Annotated in this window: 13 protein-coding genes, 9 tRNA genes and 4 rRNA genes; all 26 read right to left on the bottom strand. The window is 45.7% G+C overall.

Translation table 11 applies throughout. The features are described from left to right. Positions 1 to 19: 19 nt before the first annotated feature. Positions 20 to 1,568 (bottom strand): 16S ribosomal RNA (locus tag NSQ25_RS00555). Positions 1,569 to 1,693: 125 nt separating this feature from the next. Next, positions 1,694 to 1,769: transfer RNA gene (locus tag NSQ25_RS00550), tRNA-Ala, on the bottom strand. An 8-nt stretch (positions 1,770 to 1,777) separates the two neighbouring features. Continuing rightward, positions 1,778 to 1,854: transfer RNA gene (locus tag NSQ25_RS00545), tRNA-Pro, on the bottom strand. Positions 1,855 to 1,861: 7 nt separating this feature from the next. Next, positions 1,862 to 1,938, bottom strand: a tRNA-Arg gene (locus tag NSQ25_RS00540). 10 nt (positions 1,939 to 1,948) lie between these two features. Further along, positions 1,949 to 2,034 (bottom strand) — tRNA-Leu (locus NSQ25_RS00535). A gap of 12 nt (positions 2,035 to 2,046) precedes the next feature. Then, positions 2,047 to 2,118 (bottom strand) — tRNA-Gly (locus NSQ25_RS00530). A 30-nt stretch (positions 2,119 to 2,148) separates the two neighbouring features. Beyond that, positions 2,149 to 2,231, bottom strand: a tRNA-Leu gene (locus NSQ25_RS00525). 8 nt (positions 2,232 to 2,239) lie between these two features. After that, a tRNA-Lys gene (locus NSQ25_RS00520) sits at positions 2,240 to 2,315 on the bottom strand. A 37-nt stretch (positions 2,316 to 2,352) separates the two neighbouring features. Beyond that, a tRNA-Thr gene (locus NSQ25_RS00515) sits at positions 2,353 to 2,428 on the bottom strand. Positions 2,429 to 2,461: 33 nt separating this feature from the next. Continuing rightward, positions 2,462 to 2,537 (bottom strand) — tRNA-Val (locus NSQ25_RS00510). A gap of 820 nt (positions 2,538 to 3,357) precedes the next feature. Continuing rightward, positions 3,358 to 3,473 (bottom strand): 5S ribosomal RNA (gene rrf, locus NSQ25_RS00505). 61 nt (positions 3,474 to 3,534) lie between these two features. Further along, a 23S ribosomal RNA gene (locus NSQ25_RS00500) occupies positions 3,535 to 6,465 on the bottom strand. Between the two features lie 182 nt (positions 6,466 to 6,647). After that, a 16S ribosomal RNA gene (locus NSQ25_RS00495) occupies positions 6,648 to 8,196 on the bottom strand. The 16S, 23S and 5S rRNA genes sit together here with 9 tRNA genes alongside, the layout of an rRNA operon. Before the next feature lie 342 nt (positions 8,197 to 8,538). After that, complete coding sequence (gene lysS, locus NSQ25_RS00490) at positions 8,539 to 10,038, bottom strand: lysine--tRNA ligase (protein WP_326136777.1); 1,500 nt, start codon at positions 10,036 to 10,038, stop codon at positions 8,539 to 8,541. Between the two features lie 90 nt (positions 10,039 to 10,128). Then, complete coding sequence (gene dusB / locus NSQ25_RS00485; RefSeq protein ID WP_024425662.1) at positions 10,129 to 11,130, bottom strand: tRNA dihydrouridine synthase DusB; 1,002 nt, start codon at positions 11,128 to 11,130, stop codon at positions 10,129 to 10,131. After that, positions 11,123 to 11,356, bottom strand: a complete 234-nt coding sequence (locus tag NSQ25_RS00480; protein WP_024425661.1) for a helix-turn-helix transcriptional regulator — start codon at positions 11,354 to 11,356, stop codon at positions 11,123 to 11,125. Before NSQ25_RS00480 ends, dusB begins: the two co-directional genes overlap by 8 nt. Continuing rightward, positions 11,308 to 11,811 carry a 2-amino-4-hydroxy-6-hydroxymethyldihydropteridine diphosphokinase gene (folK, locus tag NSQ25_RS00475; protein ID WP_024425660.1) on the bottom strand — a complete coding sequence of 168 codons (504 nt, stop codon included), beginning with the start codon at positions 11,809 to 11,811 and terminating at the stop codon, positions 11,308 to 11,310. Before folK ends, NSQ25_RS00480 begins: the two co-directional genes overlap by 49 nt. After that, positions 11,808 to 12,170, bottom strand: coding sequence for a dihydroneopterin aldolase (gene folB / locus NSQ25_RS00470; protein WP_024425659.1), 363 nt, complete (start codon positions 12,168 to 12,170; stop codon positions 11,808 to 11,810). Before folB ends, folK begins: the two co-directional genes overlap by 4 nt. Next, on the bottom strand, positions 12,163 to 13,020 hold the full coding sequence (gene folP / locus NSQ25_RS00465) for a dihydropteroate synthase (RefSeq protein WP_075621315.1): 858 nt from the start codon (positions 13,018 to 13,020) through the stop codon (positions 12,163 to 12,165). Before folP ends, folB begins: the two co-directional genes overlap by 8 nt. A gap of 9 nt (positions 13,021 to 13,029) precedes the next feature. Next, complete coding sequence (gene pabC, locus NSQ25_RS00460) at positions 13,030 to 13,878, bottom strand: aminodeoxychorismate lyase (RefSeq protein ID WP_326136779.1); 849 nt, start codon at positions 13,876 to 13,878, stop codon at positions 13,030 to 13,032. Further along, entirely contained in the window at positions 13,875 to 14,468 is a 594-nt protein-coding gene (gene pabA, locus NSQ25_RS00455) for an aminodeoxychorismate/anthranilate synthase component II (RefSeq protein WP_024425656.1), read from the bottom strand. Before pabA ends, pabC begins: the two co-directional genes overlap by 4 nt. Before the next feature lie 13 nt (positions 14,469 to 14,481). After that, positions 14,482 to 15,900 (bottom strand): anthranilate synthase component I family protein, encoded by a 1,419-nt coding sequence (locus tag NSQ25_RS00450; RefSeq protein ID WP_070326891.1) that lies wholly within the window; start codon positions 15,898 to 15,900, stop codon positions 14,482 to 14,484. A 124-nt stretch (positions 15,901 to 16,024) separates the two neighbouring features. Then, positions 16,025 to 16,948 carry a cysteine synthase A gene (gene cysK / locus NSQ25_RS00445; protein ID WP_024425655.1) on the bottom strand — a complete coding sequence of 308 codons (924 nt, stop codon included), beginning with the start codon at positions 16,946 to 16,948 and terminating at the stop codon, positions 16,025 to 16,027. Positions 16,949 to 17,025: 77 nt separating this feature from the next. Next, positions 17,026 to 17,934 (bottom strand): peptidyl-prolyl cis-trans isomerase, encoded by a 909-nt coding sequence (locus NSQ25_RS00440; RefSeq protein WP_024425654.1) that lies wholly within the window; start codon positions 17,932 to 17,934, stop codon positions 17,026 to 17,028. A gap of 46 nt (positions 17,935 to 17,980) precedes the next feature. Beyond that, a complete protein-coding gene (gene hslO, locus NSQ25_RS00435; RefSeq protein WP_041105733.1) occupies positions 17,981 to 18,856 on the bottom strand; it encodes an Hsp33 family molecular chaperone HslO in 876 nt (291 codons plus the stop codon). Between the two features lie 14 nt (positions 18,857 to 18,870). Further along, positions 18,871 to 19,647: a type III pantothenate kinase gene (locus tag NSQ25_RS00430; RefSeq protein ID WP_024427185.1), complete on the bottom strand. Its 777-nt coding sequence runs from the start codon at positions 19,645 to 19,647 to the stop codon at positions 18,871 to 18,873. Between the last annotated feature and the right edge of the window lie 11 nt (positions 19,648 to 19,658).

Below are 19,658 nucleotides of genomic sequence, written 5' to 3'. Positions count from 1 at the left end.
CTGCTCCATATATCCTTAGAAAGGAGGTGATCCAGCCGCACCTTCCGATACGGCTACCTTGTTACGACTTCACCCCAATCATCTGCCCCACCTTCGGCGGCTGGCTCCATAAAGGTTACCTCACCGACTTCGGGTGTTGCAAACTCTCGTGGTGTGACGGGCGGTGTGTACAAGGCCCGGGAACGTATTCACCGCGGCATGCTGATCCGCGATTACTAGCGATTCCAGCTTCACGCAGTCGAGTTGCAGACTGCGATCCGAACTGAGAACAGATTTATGGGATTGGCTAAACCTTGCGGTCTTGCAGCCCTTTGTTCTGTCCATTGTAGCACGTGTGTAGCCCAGGTCATAAGGGGCATGATGATTTGACGTCATCCCCACCTTCCTCCGGTTTGTCACCGGCAGTCACCTTAGAGTGCCCAACTGAATGCTGGCAACTAAGATCAAGGGTTGCGCTCGTTGCGGGACTTAACCCAACATCTCACGACACGAGCTGACGACAACCATGCACCACCTGTCACTCTGTCCCCGAAGGGAAAGCCCTATCTCTAGGGTTGTCAGAGGATGTCAAGACCTGGTAAGGTTCTTCGCGTTGCTTCGAATTAAACCACATGCTCCACCGCTTGTGCGGGCCCCCGTCAATTCCTTTGAGTTTCAGTCTTGCGACCGTACTCCCCAGGCGGAGTGCTTAATGCGTTAGCTGCAGCACTAAGGGGCGGAAACCCCCTAACACTTAGCACTCATCGTTTACGGCGTGGACTACCAGGGTATCTAATCCTGTTCGCTCCCCACGCTTTCGCTCCTCAGCGTCAGTTACAGACCAGAGAGTCGCCTTCGCCACTGGTGTTCCTCCACATCTCTACGCATTTCACCGCTACACGTGGAATTCCACTCTCCTCTTCTGCACTCAAGTTTCCCAGTTTCCAATGACCCTCCCCGGTTGAGCCGGGGGCTTTCACATCAGACTTAAGAAACCGCCTGCGAGCCCTTTACGCCCAATAATTCCGGACAACGCTTGCCACCTACGTATTACCGCGGCTGCTGGCACGTAGTTAGCCGTGGCTTTCTGGTTAGGTACCGTCAAGGTGCGAGCAGTTACTCTCGCACTTGTTCTTCCCTAACAACAGAGCTTTACGATCCGAAAACCTTCATCACTCACGCGGCGTTGCTCCGTCAGACTTTCGTCCATTGCGGAAGATTCCCTACTGCTGCCTCCCGTAGGAGTCTGGGCCGTGTCTCAGTCCCAGTGTGGCCGATCACCCTCTCAGGTCGGCTACGCATCGTCGCCTTGGTGAGCCATTACCCCACCAACTAGCTAATGCGCCGCGGGTCCATCTGTAAGTGACAGCCGAAACCGTCTTTCATCCTTGAACCATGCGGTTCAAGGAACTATCCGGTATTAGCTCCGGTTTCCCGGAGTTATCCCAGTCTTACAGGCAGGTTACCCACGTGTTACTCACCCGTCCGCCGCTAACATCCGGGAGCAAGCTCCCTTCTGTCCGCTCGACTTGCATGTATTAGGCACGCCGCCAGCGTTCGTCCTGAGCCAGGATCAAACTCTCCGAAAAAGTACAAAACCGAAGTTTTGCTTTTCGCCAGTTTGACTGACTACCTATGAAGTTTCATAGGATTTTTTTATAAAAACTCGAATTAACAGGTACGTTTTGTCTTGTTTAGTTTTCAAAGATCATATTGGTGGAGCCTAGCGGGATCGAACCGCTGACCTCCTGCGTGCAAGGCAGGCGCTCTCCCAGCTGAGCTAAGGCCCCATAAAAGATGGTCGGGAAGACAGGATTCGAACCTGCGACCCCTTGGTCCCAAACCAAGTGCTCTACCAAGCTGAGCTACTTCCCGATCTTAATGGCGCGCCCGAGAGGAGTCGAACCCCTAACCTTTTGATCCGTAGTCAAACGCTCTATCCAATTGAGCTACGGGCGCTTATTTATAATGCCGAGGGCCGGACTTGAACCGGCACGGTAGTCACCTACCGCAGGATTTTAAGTCCTGTGTGTCTGCCAATTCCACCACCCCGGCGTGGATGGTATAAGCGGAAGACGGGATTCGAACCCGCGACCCCCACCTTGGCAAGGTGGTGTTCTACCACTGAACTACTTCCGCATTACAGGATTTCTTTATTTTATTTGGCAATGCGGGTGAAGGGACTTGAACCCCCACGTCATAAAGACACTAGATCCTAAGTCTAGCGCGTCTGCCAATTCCGCCACACCCGCATGAAACATGGTGAGCCATGAAGGACTCGAACCTTCGACCCTCTGATTAAAAGTCAGATGCTCTACCAACTGAGCTAATGGCTCGCTTTAAAAGCGACTTGTCTATCTTACCATATGAAAGTGGTGCCGGCAAGAGGACTTGAACCCCCAACCTACTGATTACAAGTCAGTTGCTCTACCAGTTGAGCTACACCGGCTTTATCTATCCTAACATTATGTAAGAATAAATATGGTGGAGGATGACGGGCTCGAACCGCCGACCCTCTGCTTGTAAGGCAGATGCTCTCCCAGCTGAGCTAATCCTCCATATTGTGTCGTTTCGAAGTGTCTCTCGATCTGACAAATAGTATTATATAACGATAAGATATTGTTTGTAAAGACTTTTTTAAAATAATTTTTGAATTTATTTTAAAGCTGTTTTTTCACCTTTTCGTTAAGGCACCTAAAGAATTTTACCACTTGTCTCATCATTTTAAAAGCCTTTTTTTCATTTTTTTATGTTTTTTTGTTAAAAAGAGCGCTTATATGGCTCTATCATTGCAAAAACAGCAATTTCGAAGCTTTCATATCCTTGTTTTATTTCATATATCTCTGGATAAAAAACATCCAAAAAAGAAATTCTATTATTATTTTATTTTTCTGAGAAATCTTTTTTGCCTAAAAAAGTGTAAAAATAATTACTGGTCTTTACTATTTTTCAACAAATCGTTTCACATTAATTTTTCTGCTGCTTCAAACACTCAACAGTCTTATCATCGATATAAAGTTTTACCAGGAGAATTAATAATAGTATTGTTTCTTTCTCCTTTTAAGTTAAAAATTTAGCAATAGCTGACTATCCCCTTTGGGGTGAGGGTGCCTTTCTATCTCGTGACCCTATACATCACCTCTTTACATCTATTTAGTCCAAGGAGAGGTTTTCTTATGCTTTTAGTGTTGACCCTTGATAATTTGAACTACTGGTTCATATATGACTGAAATGTTAAATTGAAGGAAAGTAAAGTTTGATTTATTTAGCAATCAACGAGGAAACAACGTATTTTTACTTTACGAACCTATTATATAGAAGCAAGTCATTCAAAAACACAAAAAAGACCAGTTCCGACTGGAACTGATCCTAATAGAAGCTTGGCGGCGTCCTACTCTCACAGGGGGAAACCCCCAACTACCATCGGCGCTGAAGAGCTTAACTTCCGTGTTCGGTATGGGAACGGGTGTGACCTCTTCGCTATCGCCACCAAACCTGATGGAGAGAATGTTCTCTCAAAACTAGATAACAATGTTCATGCTTCACAATAGAATATAGGTTAAGTCCTCGATCTATTAGTATCTGTCAGCTCCACGTGTCACCACGCTTCCACCTCAGACCTATCAACCTGATCATCTTTCAGGGATCTTACTTCCTTGCGGAATGGGAAATCTCATCTTGAGGGGGGCTTCATGCTTAGATGCTTTCAGCACTTATCCCGTCCGCACATAGCTACCCAGCGATGCCCTTGGCAGAACAACTGGTACACCAGCGGTGCGTCCATCCCGGTCCTCTCGTACTAAGGACAGCTCCTCTCAAATTTCCTGCGCCCGCGACGGATAGGGACCGAACTGTCTCACGACGTTCTGAACCCAGCTCGCGTACCGCTTTAATGGGCGAACAGCCCAACCCTTGGGACCGACTACAGCCCCAGGATGCGATGAGCCGACATCGAGGTGCCAAACCTCCCCGTCGATGTGGACTCTTGGGGGAGATAAGCCTGTTATCCCCGGGGTAGCTTTTATCCGTTGAGCGATGGCCCTTCCATGCGGAACCACCGGATCACTAAGCCCGACTTTCGTCCCTGCTCGACTTGTAGGTCTCGCAGTCAAGCTCCCTTGTGCCTTTACACTCTGCGAATGATTTCCAACCATTCTGAGGGAACCTTTGGGCGCCTCCGTTACATTTTAGGAGGCGACCGCCCCAGTCAAACTGCCCACCTGACACTGTCTCCCTGCCCGATAAGGGCAGCGGGTTAGAAGGTCAATACAGCCAGGGTAGTATCCCACCGATGCCTCCACCGAAGCTAGCGCTCCGGTTTCCAAGGCTCCTACCTATCCTGTACAAGCTGTACCAACATTCAATATCAGGCTGCAGTAAAGCTCCACGGGGTCTTTCCGTCCTGTCGCGGGTAACCTGCATCTTCACAGGTACTATAATTTCACCGAGTCTCTCGTTGAGACAGTGCCCAGATCGTTGCGCCTTTCGTGCGGGTCGGAACTTACCCGACAAGGAATTTCGCTACCTTAGGACCGTTATAGTTACGGCCGCCGTTTACTGGGGCTTCAATTCGCACCTTCGCTTACGCTAAGCGCTCCTCTTAACCTTCCAGCACCGGGCAGGCGTCAGCCCCTATACTTCGCCTTACGGCTTCGCAGAGACCTGTGTTTTTGCTAAACAGTCGCCTGGGCCTATTCACTGCGGCTTCTCGGGGCTTTAACACCCTAAGAAGCACCCCTTCTCCCGAAGTTACGGGGTCATTTTGCCGAGTTCCTTAACGAGAGTTCTCTCGATCACCTTAGGATTCTCTCCTCGCCTACCTGTGTCGGTTTGCGGTACGGGCACCTCTCACCTCGCTAGAGGCTTTTCTTGGCAGTGTGGAATCAGGAACTTCGCTACTAAATTTCGCTCGCCATCACAGCTCAGCCTTTACGGGAAACGGATTTGCCTATTTCCCAGCCTAACTGCTTGGACGCGGATATCCAATACCGCGCTTACCCTATCCTCCTGCGTCCCCCCATTGCTCAAATGGTGAGGAGGTGGTACAGGAATATCAACCTGTTGTCCATCGCCTACGCCTTTCGGCCTCGGCTTAGGTCCCGACTAACCCTGAGCGGACGAGCCTTCCTCAGGAAACCTTAGGCATTCGGTGGACGGGATTCTCACCCGTCTTTCGCTACTCATACCGGCATTCTCACTTCTAAGCGCTCCACCAGTCCTTCCGGTCTGGCTTCACAGCCCTTAGAACGCTCTCCTACCACTGTTCGTAAGAACAGTCCGCAGCTTCGGTGATACGTTTAGCCCCGGTACATTTTCGGCGCAGAGTCACTCGACCAGTGAGCTATTACGCACTCTTTAAATGGTGGCTGCTTCTAAGCCAACATCCTGGTTGTCTAAGCAACTCCACATCCTTTTCCACTTAACGTATACTTTGGGACCTTAGCTGGCGGTCTGGGCTGTTTCCCTTTCGACTACGGATCTTATCACTCGCAGTCTGACTCCCAAGGATAAGTCATCGGCATTCGGAGTTTGACTGAATTCGGTAACCCGGTAGGGGCCCCTAGTCCAATCAGTGCTCTACCTCCGAGACTCTTACCTTGAGGCTAGCCCTAAAGCTATTTCGGAGAGAACCAGCTATCTCCAGGTTCGATTGGCATTTCACCCCTACCCACACCTCATCCCCGCACTTTTCAACGTGCGTGGGTTCGGGCCTCCATTCAGTGTTACCTGAACTTCACCCTGGACATGGGTAGATCACCTGGTTTCGGGTCTACGACCACGTACTCATGCGCCCTATTCAGACTCGCTTTCGCTGCGGCTCCGCATCTTCTGCTTAACCTTGCACGGGATCGTAACTCGCCGGTTCATTCTACAAAAGGCACGCCATCACCCGTTAACGGGCTCTGACTACTTGTAGGCACACGGTTTCAGGATCTATTTCACTCCCCTTCCGGGGTGCTTTTCACCTTTCCCTCACGGTACTGGTTCACTATCGGTCACTAGGGAGTATTTAGCCTTGGGAGATGGTCCTCCCGGATTCCGACGGAATTTCACGTGTTCCGCCGTACTCAGGATCCACTCTGGAGAGAACAATATTTCAGTTACAGGGCTGTTACCTTCTTTGGCGGGCCTTTCCAGACCTCTTCGCTTATATCATTCCTTTGTAACTCCGTATAGAGTGTCCTACAACCCCAAGAGGCAAGCCTCTTGGTTTGGGCTGTTCCCGTTTCGCTCGCCGCTACTCAGGGAATCGCATTTGCTTTCTCTTCCTCCGGGTACTTAGATGTTTCAGTTCCCCGGGTATGCCTTCTCATACTCTATGTATTCAAGTATGGATACTACTCCATTACGAGCAGTGGGTTTCCCCATTCGGAAATCTCCGGATCAAAGCTTGCTTACAGCTCCCCGAAGCATATCGGTGTTCGTCCCGTCCTTCATCGGCTCCTAGTGCCAAGGCATCCACCGTGCGCCCTTTCTAACTTAACCATTTCTTACTTTAGAAAGAATCACTATGTGTGATGAACTTTGCATTGCATTCAATGTGAATGTATTACTTATTGTTATCTAGTTTTCAAAGAACAATCCTGTCTCGCTAGAGACATGTTTTGAAGGAATGATCCTTCAAAACTAAACAAGACGAAAACGTACGCTGCTCCATATATCCTTAGAAAGGAGGTGATCCAGCCGCACCTTCCGATACGGCTACCTTGTTACGACTTCACCCCAATCATCTGCCCCACCTTCGGCGGCTGGCTCCATAAAGGTTACCTCACCGACTTCGGGTGTTGCAAACTCTCGTGGTGTGACGGGCGGTGTGTACAAGGCCCGGGAACGTATTCACCGCGGCATGCTGATCCGCGATTACTAGCGATTCCAGCTTCACGCAGTCGAGTTGCAGACTGCGATCCGAACTGAGAACAGATTTATGGGATTGGCTAAACCTTGCGGTCTTGCAGCCCTTTGTTCTGTCCATTGTAGCACGTGTGTAGCCCAGGTCATAAGGGGCATGATGATTTGACGTCATCCCCACCTTCCTCCGGTTTGTCACCGGCAGTCACCTTAGAGTGCCCAACTGAATGCTGGCAACTAAGATCAAGGGTTGCGCTCGTTGCGGGACTTAACCCAACATCTCACGACACGAGCTGACGACAACCATGCACCACCTGTCACTCTGTCCCCGAAGGGAAAGCCCTATCTCTAGGGTTGTCAGAGGATGTCAAGACCTGGTAAGGTTCTTCGCGTTGCTTCGAATTAAACCACATGCTCCACCGCTTGTGCGGGCCCCCGTCAATTCCTTTGAGTTTCAGTCTTGCGACCGTACTCCCCAGGCGGAGTGCTTAATGCGTTAGCTGCAGCACTAAGGGGCGGAAACCCCCTAACACTTAGCACTCATCGTTTACGGCGTGGACTACCAGGGTATCTAATCCTGTTCGCTCCCCACGCTTTCGCTCCTCAGCGTCAGTTACAGACCAGAGAGTCGCCTTCGCCACTGGTGTTCCTCCACATCTCTACGCATTTCACCGCTACACGTGGAATTCCACTCTCCTCTTCTGCACTCAAGTTTCCCAGTTTCCAATGACCCTCCCCGGTTGAGCCGGGGGCTTTCACATCAGACTTAAGAAACCGCCTGCGAGCCCTTTACGCCCAATAATTCCGGACAACGCTTGCCACCTACGTATTACCGCGGCTGCTGGCACGTAGTTAGCCGTGGCTTTCTGGTTAGGTACCGTCAAGGTGCGAGCAGTTACTCTCGCACTTGTTCTTCCCTAACAACAGAGCTTTACGATCCGAAAACCTTCATCACTCACGCGGCGTTGCTCCGTCAGACTTTCGTCCATTGCGGAAGATTCCCTACTGCTGCCTCCCGTAGGAGTCTGGGCCGTGTCTCAGTCCCAGTGTGGCCGATCACCCTCTCAGGTCGGCTACGCATCGTCGCCTTGGTGAGCCATTACCCCACCAACTAGCTAATGCGCCGCGGGTCCATCTGTAAGTGACAGCCGAAACCGTCTTTCATCCTTGAACCATGCGGTTCAAGGAACTATCCGGTATTAGCTCCGGTTTCCCGGAGTTATCCCAGTCTTACAGGCAGGTTACCCACGTGTTACTCACCCGTCCGCCGCTAACATCCGGGAGCAAGCTCCCTTCTGTCCGCTCGACTTGCATGTATTAGGCACGCCGCCAGCGTTCGTCCTGAGCCAGGATCAAACTCTCCGAAAAAGTACAAAACCGAAGTTTTGCTTTTCGCCAGTTTGACTGACTACCTATGAAGTATCATAGGATTTTTTTATAAAAACTCGAATTAACAGGTACGTTTTGTCTTGTTTAGTTTTCAAAGATCATTTTCGTTATCGCTCGTAAGCGACTTTAATATCTTAACATTTTGCGTCGGTTAAAGTCAAGAACTTTTTTCAATTTCTTTTTTTAACCTCGTTGCTGTTTTGCGGCAACGAATAATAATATACCATCTGGATTCTTTCCTTGCAATAGTTTTTTTAAAAAAAGTTTCATTTTATGAAAAATAAAAAGCGCCATAGATAAAATGGCGCTTTGATTGATGTATTAGCGGTTTCTCATTTGCGGGAAAAGCAGTACATCTCTGATTGATGGAGAATTTGTTAAAAGCATGATTAATCGGTCGATCCCTATTCCTAAACCACCTGTTGGAGGCATGCCGTATTCTAATGCTTCAACAAAATCGTCATCCATTAGGTGTGCTTCGTCATTTCCTTCTTCACGTTCTTTTAATTGAGCTTCAAAGCGTTCTCTTTGATCAATTGGATCGTTTAGCTCTGTGAATGCATTTGCATGCTCACGGCGTACGATAAACAGCTCAAAGCGATCTGTGAAGCGAGGATCCTCAGGATTTTTCTTAGCTAATGGAGAAATCTCCACTGGATGTCCGTAAATGAATGTAGGCTGTACCAATGTTTCTTCTACTTTTTGCTCGAAGAACTCATTGATAATATGACCTACTGTCATATTTTTCGTGATTTCAACACCATGATCAGCAGCATGCTGTTTTGCTTCTTCTACAGACATCTCCTGCCAGAAGTCTACACCTGTTGCTTCTTTGACCGCTTCAACCATATGCAGTCTCTTCCATTCAGGCTTGAGATCAATTTCATCTTCTCCATATTGAATGGTTGTTGTTCCCAGCACCTCTTGGGCAATATGAGCAATTAAGTTTTCAGTCAGATTCATAATGTCTTTGTAGTCTGCGTATGCTTCATACAGCTCAATCATAGTGAATTCTGGGTTGTGGCGAGTCGATACCCCTTCATTACGGAATACGCGGCCAATCTCGTATACTTTCTCTAGGCCACCGACAATTAGGCGTTTTAAGTGCAGCTCGATCGCAATACGCATGTAAAGCGGCATATCAAGTGCATTGTGATGAGTAATGAAAGGACGCGCTGATGCACCACCAGGAATGCTGTGCATTGTTGGTGTTTCAACTTCTAAGTATCCTTTAGAATCTAAGTATCTTCTCATGGATTGAATGATTTTGCTTCGCATAATAAACGTCTGCTTACTTTCTGGATTTACAATGAGGTCCAGGTAGCGCTGACGATAGCGTTGTTCAACATCTTTTAATCCATGATATTTATCAGGAAGCGGGCGAAGTGCTTTTGTCAGAACCTCAAAGCTAGTCGCTTTAATAGAAAGTTCTCCTACATTAGTTTTAAAAACAGTTCCTGTTACACCAATGATATCGCCTAGGTCTGAGCTTTTGAATAATTCATAAGCTTCTTCCCCTACACTATCTTTACGAACATAGATTTGAATTTGTCCTTCTAGGTCTTGAATATGCGCAAAGCCAGCTTTTCCTTTTCCGCGCTTTGTCATCATACGACCAGCGATTGTTACTTGAGCCGCTTTTCCTTCTAAGTCTTCTTTAGATAACTCGTCATATTCAGCGATAATTTGCGCAGATTGATGAGAACGGTCATATCGTTCACCGAATGGATCGATACCCTCTTCTCTCATTTTATTCATTTTGTCACGTCTGACCTGGAATTGGTCATTTAATTCTTCGTTATTAAGCCCTTCATTACTCATTTATATCACTCCAATAATGTATTTTGCAGAGAAAAGCAGAAAAACTGCCAGTACATGCACTAGCAGTGAGCTACAAAAAGAAAGATAGTCTTATCCTACTTTTATACTTTGAAGCTCTTTTGCCTCGGCTTCGATCGTAAAGTCATCAAGAACTTGTACAAGCTCCGCTCTCGTTTCACTTTGATTGATTTGGTTTCTTACGTCAGCGTTGCCGCGGACCCCTTTTAAGTACCATGCTGCATGCTTTCTCATTTCTCTAACAGCGACATGCTCGCCTTTCAGGTCAATGAGTCTGTCTAAGTGAAGTTTGCACACTGACATTTTCTCACGCACGTTTGGCTCTTCTTTCAGTTCACCCGTTTCTAAATAATGAACCGTTCGATAAATCATCCACGGGTTTCCAAGTGCGGCTCTTCCGATCATAACAGCGTCCACACCTGTTTCATCAAGCATACGTTTTGCATCTTGAGGGGTTTTGACATCGCCATTGCCGATGACAGGAATTGATACAGATTGTTTAACCTCTTTTATAATATCCCAATTCGCTGTTCCTTCGTACATTTGCACGCGTGTCCGTCCGTGAAGCGCAACCGCTTGTCCACCAGCTCGTTCAACAGCACGGGCATTGTCGATAGCAAAGATATGATCTTCGTCCCAGCCCATTCTCATTTTCACTGTAACTGGTTTGTCTACAGCTTCTACGACAGCAGAGACCATTTCATAAATCTTGTTTGGATCAAGGAGCCATTTCGCTCCTGCATCACATTTCGTAATTTTTGGTACAGGACAGCCCATGTTGATATCAATAATATCAGCTGTGGTATTCTGGTCTACGAACTTTGCCGCTTCGACGAGTGTGTCTTTTTCCCCTCCAAATATCTGAAGGCTCAAAGGCTTTTCCCGTTCATCAATGTATAGCATACCCATTGTTCTCGCATTGTTGATCAGGATCGCTTTGTCACTGACCATTTCAGCGCAGACTAAGCCCGCTCCAAACTCTTTCACCGTCAGTCTGAAGGCAGAGTTGCACACACCAGCCATTGGTGCGAGCACTACTTTGTTTTTAATCTCGATATCTCCGATTTTAAACATTTTTCCCCCTCCTTTCTTCTTCAAGAATTGGCGAAAGTTCTTCCACCGTTATATTTAAAGCATCTGCTATTTGACCAACCAATTGGTTTGTTGGTAATCGATTGCCTCGCTCAATTTCTCCTAAGACAGAGACAGAGATGCCAAGTCTTTTCGCGAACCCTTCCTGAGTATACCCTTTTAGCTTTCGGTATGCACGAATTCTTCTACCCCACATGTCTTTTTCCATATGCTTACACCTTCTTGGTCTGTTACGGCATTTATTTGTACTTCGCCGATTTCTGGGCAAATCTCACTCATCGGGACAAGAACGAATAAACGTTCGTACATTCTGGGATGCGGCACTACAAGTTGTTCTGTTTCAATATTTTCACGATTATAAAGTAAAATGTCAAGGTCAGCCGTTCGCGGTCCCCATCTCACTTCTCTTGTTCTGCCTAACTCCTGCTCGATTTTCTGAGTAAGAGACAGTAGTTCCTCCGGACGAAGTGAAGTGGTAATTTTCACGGCCATGTTTAAAAAGTCATCTTGGTTTTCATAGCCTACAGGTGCTGTTTCATATATCGATGAGATTAATTCCACTTGAACCTCTGGATGTTCATGCAGTTTTTTGACGGCTTCTTTTAAATAGGTTTCTTTTTTACCTATGTTTGAGCCTAATGCGATGTATGCTGTATTGTTCATGTGCGCGATCTCGTCATTTCAATTGCAACGGACTGATAATGTCCTGGAATTGGGGGATCTGGTTTGATCACCTTCACTGTACATTCCTGAACTGTCGGAAAGTCCTTTAACACTTGGTTTGCAATTCTTTCTGTCAGTGTTTCAACAAGATTGACCGGCTCGCCTTCTACAATGCTTTTGCAGATTTGGTAAAGCTCTGCATAGTTGATGGTCTCATTGAGGTCATCAGTTTGTCCGGCTTTACTTAAATCAAGTGAAGCTGTTAAGTCCACGCGGAATCGCTGCCCTAATTTATTTTCTTCTGCAAATACACCGTGGTACCCGTAAAATTCCATTCCGTTTACATATACTTTATCGATGATAAGCGCCTCCCTTATTCAGCATGGCATCCATCATTTTTGCCATTCTTGCTATTTCTTTTACATCATGTACACGGACCATCGCACTGCCCTTTTGAATCCCAAGGCAGACCGTCGCACCTGTTCCTTCAGTACGTTCTTCAGGCGGCAGGTCTAAGACAGCACCAATGAATCGTTTTCGAGATGTAGCCAGCAGCAGTGGATACCCAAGGTGACAAAAATGTTCGAGTTCATTCATGACCTTCAGGTTGTCCTCTTTATTTTTCGCAAATCCTACACCTGGATCTAATATGATCATGTCATCACGGACACCCGCTTGCTGGGCAATTTGGACACTTTCTTTCAAATCGGCGATCATATCTGAAATCAGATGTGTGTAGTTTCGTTCTGGCCGATTGTGCATTAAAATGATTGGGACATTGTGCTTCGCCGCCACATGTGCCATTTGGGGATCTGCCTTCGCTCCCCATACATCATTAATGATGGAGGCTCCAGCTTTCACCGCTTCATCTGCAACACGGGCTTTATACGTATCAATAGAGATAGGGATATCTAATTCTTTTGTGATTTTCTCAATGACAGGAATGACCCTTGAAAGCTCCTCTTCTTCCGAGACAAGTGCCGCTCCCGGGCGAGTCGATTCTCCGCCAATATCAATAATATGCGCCCCGTCTTCTATCAGCTGCGCTGCATGAGCCAGCGCTTTATCTACTTGATTAAACTTTCCTCCATCTGAAAAAGAGTCAGGAGTGACATTTAAAATGCCCATGACCAATGTCTTTTCTTCATAGCTAAGGGTGTGATGCTTGGCCTGAATGATTTTAGGCTGTTTTATCAATTGTTGTGTCATTGTGTCCACCTACTCTTTATGGTCTTGACGTTCTTTTGTGTATTGCATTCTTAACTTTGTTGAGATGGTCCGGCTGTTTTTGAGCAAGTGGATGTCTCCTATACACCCGAAAGGTACAACTCCCTGAACAGAATTGGTCATCCATGCCTCATCAGCTGAGAGCAAATGTGAGACTGGGTATCGTCCTTCCTTTAGCGAGACCCCCATCGCGTGGAGCGTTTCCATACAGTATCGACGAGTGACCCCATTTAAAATGCCTGTATCAAGTGACGGTGTATAGACCACATCATCTTTTCGCCAAAATAGATTCGAGGTAATGCCTTCTGCCACATCATCTTCTTTTGTTAAAAAGATGCCTTCTAACGCCGGGTCGTTCCCCACTTCTCTTTTCGCGAGCAGGTTGTTCATATAGTGATGAGACTTGAGGCGTTTTGGCCCTTCTGGTGTATTTCTTCTTGTTTGAAGAATGACTCCCTTTTTCTCATCCAAAATAGATTCTGGACGGAATGGAGAGATCATGACAAAAACGACAGGCTCTTCATAAGGGTCTGCAGAAAACCCATTGCCTCTGCCCGCAGAAACATTCAAGCGAATTCTCGCATGGCCGCCGGCTATTTGGTTTTTATTTAGTAAAGTATGAATGATGTCGAGTACAAATGGTTTCTCTATTGTGGATTCGATGCAAAGGTCACGTAATGATTGATTGAGCCTTTCAAGATGCCAATCTAACAGGAAGACTTGTCCTGCCAGGCTGGTAAATGTTTCGAATACACCGATGCCATATAGAAAACCATGATCAAAAGGAGAAAGAGTCGCGTCTTTCTCCTCTATATACTGACCGTTCAGATAAATGATCATGCGTTTACTTCATGCCCCTTTTTACGATAGGTTTCAATGAAATTTTTCAGCATTTCTTTTCCGAAGGACGTCATAATCGATTCAGGATGGAATTGCACACTTTCAATCGGCAGTTCTTTATGACGAATCGCCATGAGCTCGCCTTCCTTTGTGCTGGCTGTTGCGTCAAAGCACTCTGGCAGCGTCTCGTTTTTGACAATTAATGAATGATATCTCGTTGCGACGAGCGGATTTTGAAGTCCTGTGAAAACACCTTTTCCATCATGTTTAATCTCTGACGTTTTACCGTGCATTAGGCGCTCTGCTCGAACGACATCCCCGCCAAAGACTTGCGCGATGGATTGGTGACCTAGACACACACCGAAGATTGGAATGCTTCCTGCAAAGTGCTTGATCGCCTCCATACTAATTCCCGCTTCATCAGGACTGCATGGTCCTGGAGAAATCATGAGAAAATCCGGCTTGAGCTCTTCAATTTCTTGAATGGTTACTTGATCATTCCGTTTCACGATCAATTCTTCTCCAAGCTCACCTAAATACTGGACCAGGTTGTACGTAAATGAATCATAATTATCAATCATTAAAATCATACTCTGCTCACCTCTAACTCAAAATAGTCTCTTCTTTGCTCAGCTGTAATGCTTTTTTCACTGCATAGGCTTTTTTAATCGATTCTTTATATTCGTGTTTAGGGACAGAATCTATGACGATCCCCGCACCTGACTGCATAAAGGCTTTTCCTTCTGTACAATACGCAGTACGAATGACGATATTAAAGTGCATATCTTGATTGAATCCAAACCAGCCTATAGATCCAGTATAAAGCCCACGTCTTGTTGGCTCAAGTTCTTCTATGATTTCCATCGTCCTCACTTTTGGAGCACCTGTAATCGTTCCACCTGGGAATACAGCTCTCATGACATCTACCGCGTCACATTCATCACGCAGCTCTCCTTGTACATTGGATACAATATGCATCACGTGCGAATATTTCTCAATCGCCATAAATTCGTTCACTTTTACGGATCCATAAGTGGATACGCGTCCAAGATCATTCCGCTCAAGATCAACGAGCATCACATGCTCTGCGCGTTCTTTTTCATTTTCAATGAGCTCTTTTGCCAGCGCTTGATCCTCAGCGTCGTCTTTGCCTCGTGATCTTGTTCCGGCAATTGGTCTTGTTTCTAGCTGAGTTCCTTTTTTCTTAATAAGCAGCTCTGGAGATCCACAAACAATCTGGAAGTCAGGCGTATGCAGGTAAGACATATAAGGAGATGGATTGACTTGACGTAACGTTTTGTATAAATCATACGGATGAGTGTGAAGCTGTTCATCTTGTCTGATGGATAAGTTCACTTGGAACACATCACCGTTTGCGATATATTGCTTAATTTTCTCTACTGCTTCCCCAAAGGTTTCTTCAGTGAAAGGTGCTGCTGGTACAAATTCTGTGGAAGATTCATTGACAGGTGATTGTGCTGATTCTTCTGAAGAGCTTGTCCATTTTTGCTTCCATTCTTCAAGCCTTTGGTTCGCTTCACTCCCTGATTCCGCTTCCTCTATGTGCGTAATCAGCCACAGCGCGTTTTCTTCATGATCAAAAACTGCAACATCATTAAACACGAGGAAATAAAGGTCTGGTGTTTGTAGATCATCAATTGCCAGCATCTTAAAATGCTCGATGTATCTAGCATAATCGTAGCTTAAAAACCCAATCGCTCCGCCTTGAAAGTCGGGGTATTCGTCGTTCGTTTCGGTTTGAAGGGTTTGAAACCAATCTGTAAATGCTCTGAATGGATCACCTTCTTTGAACAGCACCTCATCTTGATAATGGATGGTCGTCATCCCATCTTTCCCCTTCGCTTTAGCGATCGGGTGAATACCAGCGATGCTATATGAACCGCCGCGTGCACTTTCAAGAAGCACATGATGTGTTTCACGAGCAGTTAATTGTTCGTATCTTTTCAAGAATGCATCTTTCGTAAAAGGAATTTTGATGCCCATCGGCCTGCGTTGTGTCATGTTATCATCCTTTTTCATTTTCATTAATCTTATTGTAATGCAATCCAATTTATTTAGAAAATAGTATTTGCTTTCCATCTTCAGAAATCATGAAAAAACCCCAGCAAATGCTGGGGTGATTGGTTTAATCGAATTGATAAAGAGGTGTACTGAGGTAACGCTCTCCATTACTTGGGATGATGGCGAGAACCTTTTTCCCTTTACCAAGCTTCTTCGCTGTTTGAAGCGCTGCGTAAATAGCTGCTCCTGAAGAAATACCGCCAAGAATTCCTTCTTCTTTCGCTGCTTTTCTTGCAAGCTCAAATGCATCTTCGTTTTTCACTTGGATGATGCCGTCATATATTTCTGTGTTCAAGATTGAAGGAACAAAACCTGCTCCAATTCCTTGAATTTTATGCGGACCCGGCTTCCCGCCTGACAATACAGGGGAATCTGTCGGCTCTACTGCATAAAGCTGGATGGATGGGATGGCTTCTTTTAGGACTTCACCAGCACCTGTAATCGTACCGCCCGTACCAACACCTGCAATAAATGCATCAAGCTCGCCGTCAAATTGTTCAAGGATTTCTTTCCCAGTTGTACGACGGTGAATCTCCGCATTGGCTTCGTTGCTAAATTGCTGAGGCATGAAGTAACCATGCTCCTCTGCCAATTCTTCCGCTTTTTTGATGGCACCTTTCATTCCTTCTGCACCTGGTGTTAAGACAAGCTCCGCACCATAAGCGCGTAAAAGGTTGCGGCGCTCCTGACTCATTGTGTCCGGCATAACCAAAATCGCGTTAATTCCTTTAGCAGCCGCTACCATTGCAAGGCCGATTCCTGTGTTTCCGCTTGTTGGTTCAATAAGCGTATCGCCGGCTTTTAATGTTCCTTTTGCTTCAGCATCTTCGATCATCGCTAAAGCAATACGATCTTTGACACTGCTGCCCGGGTTCATATATTCAAGTTTCAAGTAGACATCCGCACTGTCTTCATCTACTAAACGGTTTAATTTAACGACTGGTGTATTTCCTATTAGTTCAAAAACTGAATTTGCAATACGAGCCATCACTAACACCTCTATCTCCGAGTAATTTTATTGTATTAATATTAAATTATCAATTTCAAAAAATTTTGTCAATGCTTTTAGTCCTGCTCTCCATCGTAAAACCATGTGACTTTTGCTTCTTTCCATAGGGTTTTGACATTCGCCTTTTCACCTAGATCTTCCATGGCGATCTGCCTTTTAATCTGGTCTTTGACTTCGTCATAGGAGAAAGAGCGGCCATTTAATTTTTCTTTTAACTGAATAATGGCATACCCGTTTTTGGTCTGAATCGGCTCTTTCGTCCATTCATCTGGCTGAAGCTTTTGAGCTTCTTGTATGTATAGGGCTGGGATGCTTTCCTGCTCTTCTGTCACAAATCCAAGATCTCCGCCGTATGGTGAGGTGTAACGGTCGATTGAACGTTCAGCTGCTACGGCTTCGAAGCTAGATCCACCTTTTAAATCTTTCAATACATTTTCAGCCTCGCTCTTTGTCTTCACGACGATATGGCGAATGCGGTATGAATCATCATATTGATATAAGTCCTTGTTTTTTTCATAAAACGATTTCGCTTCTTTTTCAGAAACGACGGCATCTCTTGTTAAAAGCTGCTCCAATAAAATTTGATAACGAATCTGTTCTTTCCATTCCTTCTCACTTGTATGTCCATCTTCATAGAAATTATTAGACACCGCTTTGAGCATGAGCAATTCACGATTGATCTCTTTTGAAGACACCTCCAGCTTGTTTTGCTTGGCAAGCTGATTGACCACCTTTTGATTGATCATTTGCTCAAGTGTCGCCTTTCCGTAGCGGTCTTCCATTTTCTTTAGCCATTCTTGACGCGTCACCTTCTCTTTTCCAATCGACGCAATTTCTTCACCGCTCTTCCCGTTAGAAGAGGCCTGTGACATTTGTGACTTTGTTAATACATATGCAATGACAACGGCATTAATCATGAGCAACACGAGGATAAATGTCCATACCACTCTTGCTTTTAGTCTCATCTTTCGGCTCCTTTCCATTTTAAAAAGAAAACCCGCTGCTTAGAGCTTAGCGGGTTAATTCTTCACGTAGCTCTTCCAGCTCTTCTTTTGTAAATACATACGTTTCGTTACAAAAATGGCATTGAGCTTCTGCTTGTCCGTCTTGTTCAATCATATCATCAATTTCGGCTTTTCCTAGGCTGATAATGCCATTTGCAAACCGTTCTTTTGAGCAGTTACAAGAAAATTCGACGGGTACAGTTTCTAAAATTTGAGGCTTTTCACCGAGTACTTCTTCTAATATTTGTTCTGGTGTCATCCCTTTTTCAATGAGTTTAGAGATTGGTTCAATGGTTGACAGGCGCTTTTCTAGTCTTTCAATGACAGCATCTTCTGTACCAGGCAGCAATTGAATGATGAAACCGCCTGCTGCGAGTATCGAATTATCTGGATTGACAAGGACACCTACGCCTACAGAGGAAGGCACTTGCTCAGAAGAAACAAGATAATAAGTGAAGTCATCTCCAATTTCACCTGAGACGATTTCCGTTTGTCCTGTAAAGTGGTCCTTCAGCCCGATATCTTTGACAACACTTAACGTTCCAGATGTTCCGACTGCACGTCTCACATCCAGCTTGCCATGTTCATTTAAGTCAAAGTGAACTTGTGGGTTTGAGACATATCCTCGTACCTGGCCTTTTGCATTTCCATCAGCAATAATGGCGCCGATTGGTCCACCGCCTTCTATTTTGACAGTTAGCTTATTCTCACCTTTCAGCATAGCACCCATCATGACTGTTGCTGTCATCGTTCTGCCGATGGCTGCTGATGCAGTCGGCCACGTATGATGTCTTCTTTGTGCTTCGTTGATTGTATCTGTTGTGTTTGCAGCATATGCGCGGACTTTTCCGTCATATGCTAACGCTTTAACTAAGTAATCCATTTGATTTAAACCTCCTATAATACACCGACACGATTACGTTCATAAATGAGCTGCAGTCCTTTTAATGTGAGGAACGGATCGACAATATCAATACAGTCTGATTCATTTCCAATCAATGTAGACAAACCGCCTGTTGCAATGACTTTCGGTGTTTGTTTGGCTTGCTGCTTCATCCGTTTCACTATTCCCTCGACTTGGCCAACATATCCATAAAGGATGCCGGATTGCATCGCACTGATGGTGTTTTTTCCAACAATGTGATCTGGACGGACAATTTCAATTCTCGGCAGCTTCGCCGCTCTTGTATATAAAGCCTCAGTTGAAATGGTAATACCCGGTGCAATCGCTCCACCCATGTATTGTTTTTGTTCATTGATATAACAGTAGGTTGTTGCTGTTCCAAAGTCTACCACAATAAGAGGCGCCCCATATAGGTGAATGGCTGCTACTGCATTGACAATTCGATCTGCCCCGACTTCCTTTGGATTGTCACACATAATGTTTAAACCAGTCTTCATTCCAGGCCCTACAATTTGGGGTGTTATGTGAAAATACTTTTCGCACATTCTTTCAAGTGCGAACATCATAGGCGGGACAACAGACGAGATGATAATCCCTTCTATTTGGTCAAACATCAGCCCCACATAATCGAATAAAGCCCTGATGGACATACCAAATTCATCTTCTGTTTTATGACGGCTTGTTTCAATTCGCCAATGGTAGTTTAGATCGCCATTATGATAAACACCTAAAACGGTATTTGTGTTTCCTACATCTATCACGAGTAACAACTTCATCACCA

The organism is Bacillus sp. FSL R5-0512, from assembly GCF_038593295.1.
GTDB lineage: Bacteria > Bacillota > Bacilli > Bacillales > Bacillaceae > Bacillus > Bacillus safensis.
Note: the sequence above shows the minus strand (reverse complement) of the source record. Positions and strands in the feature narration are given on the sequence as shown.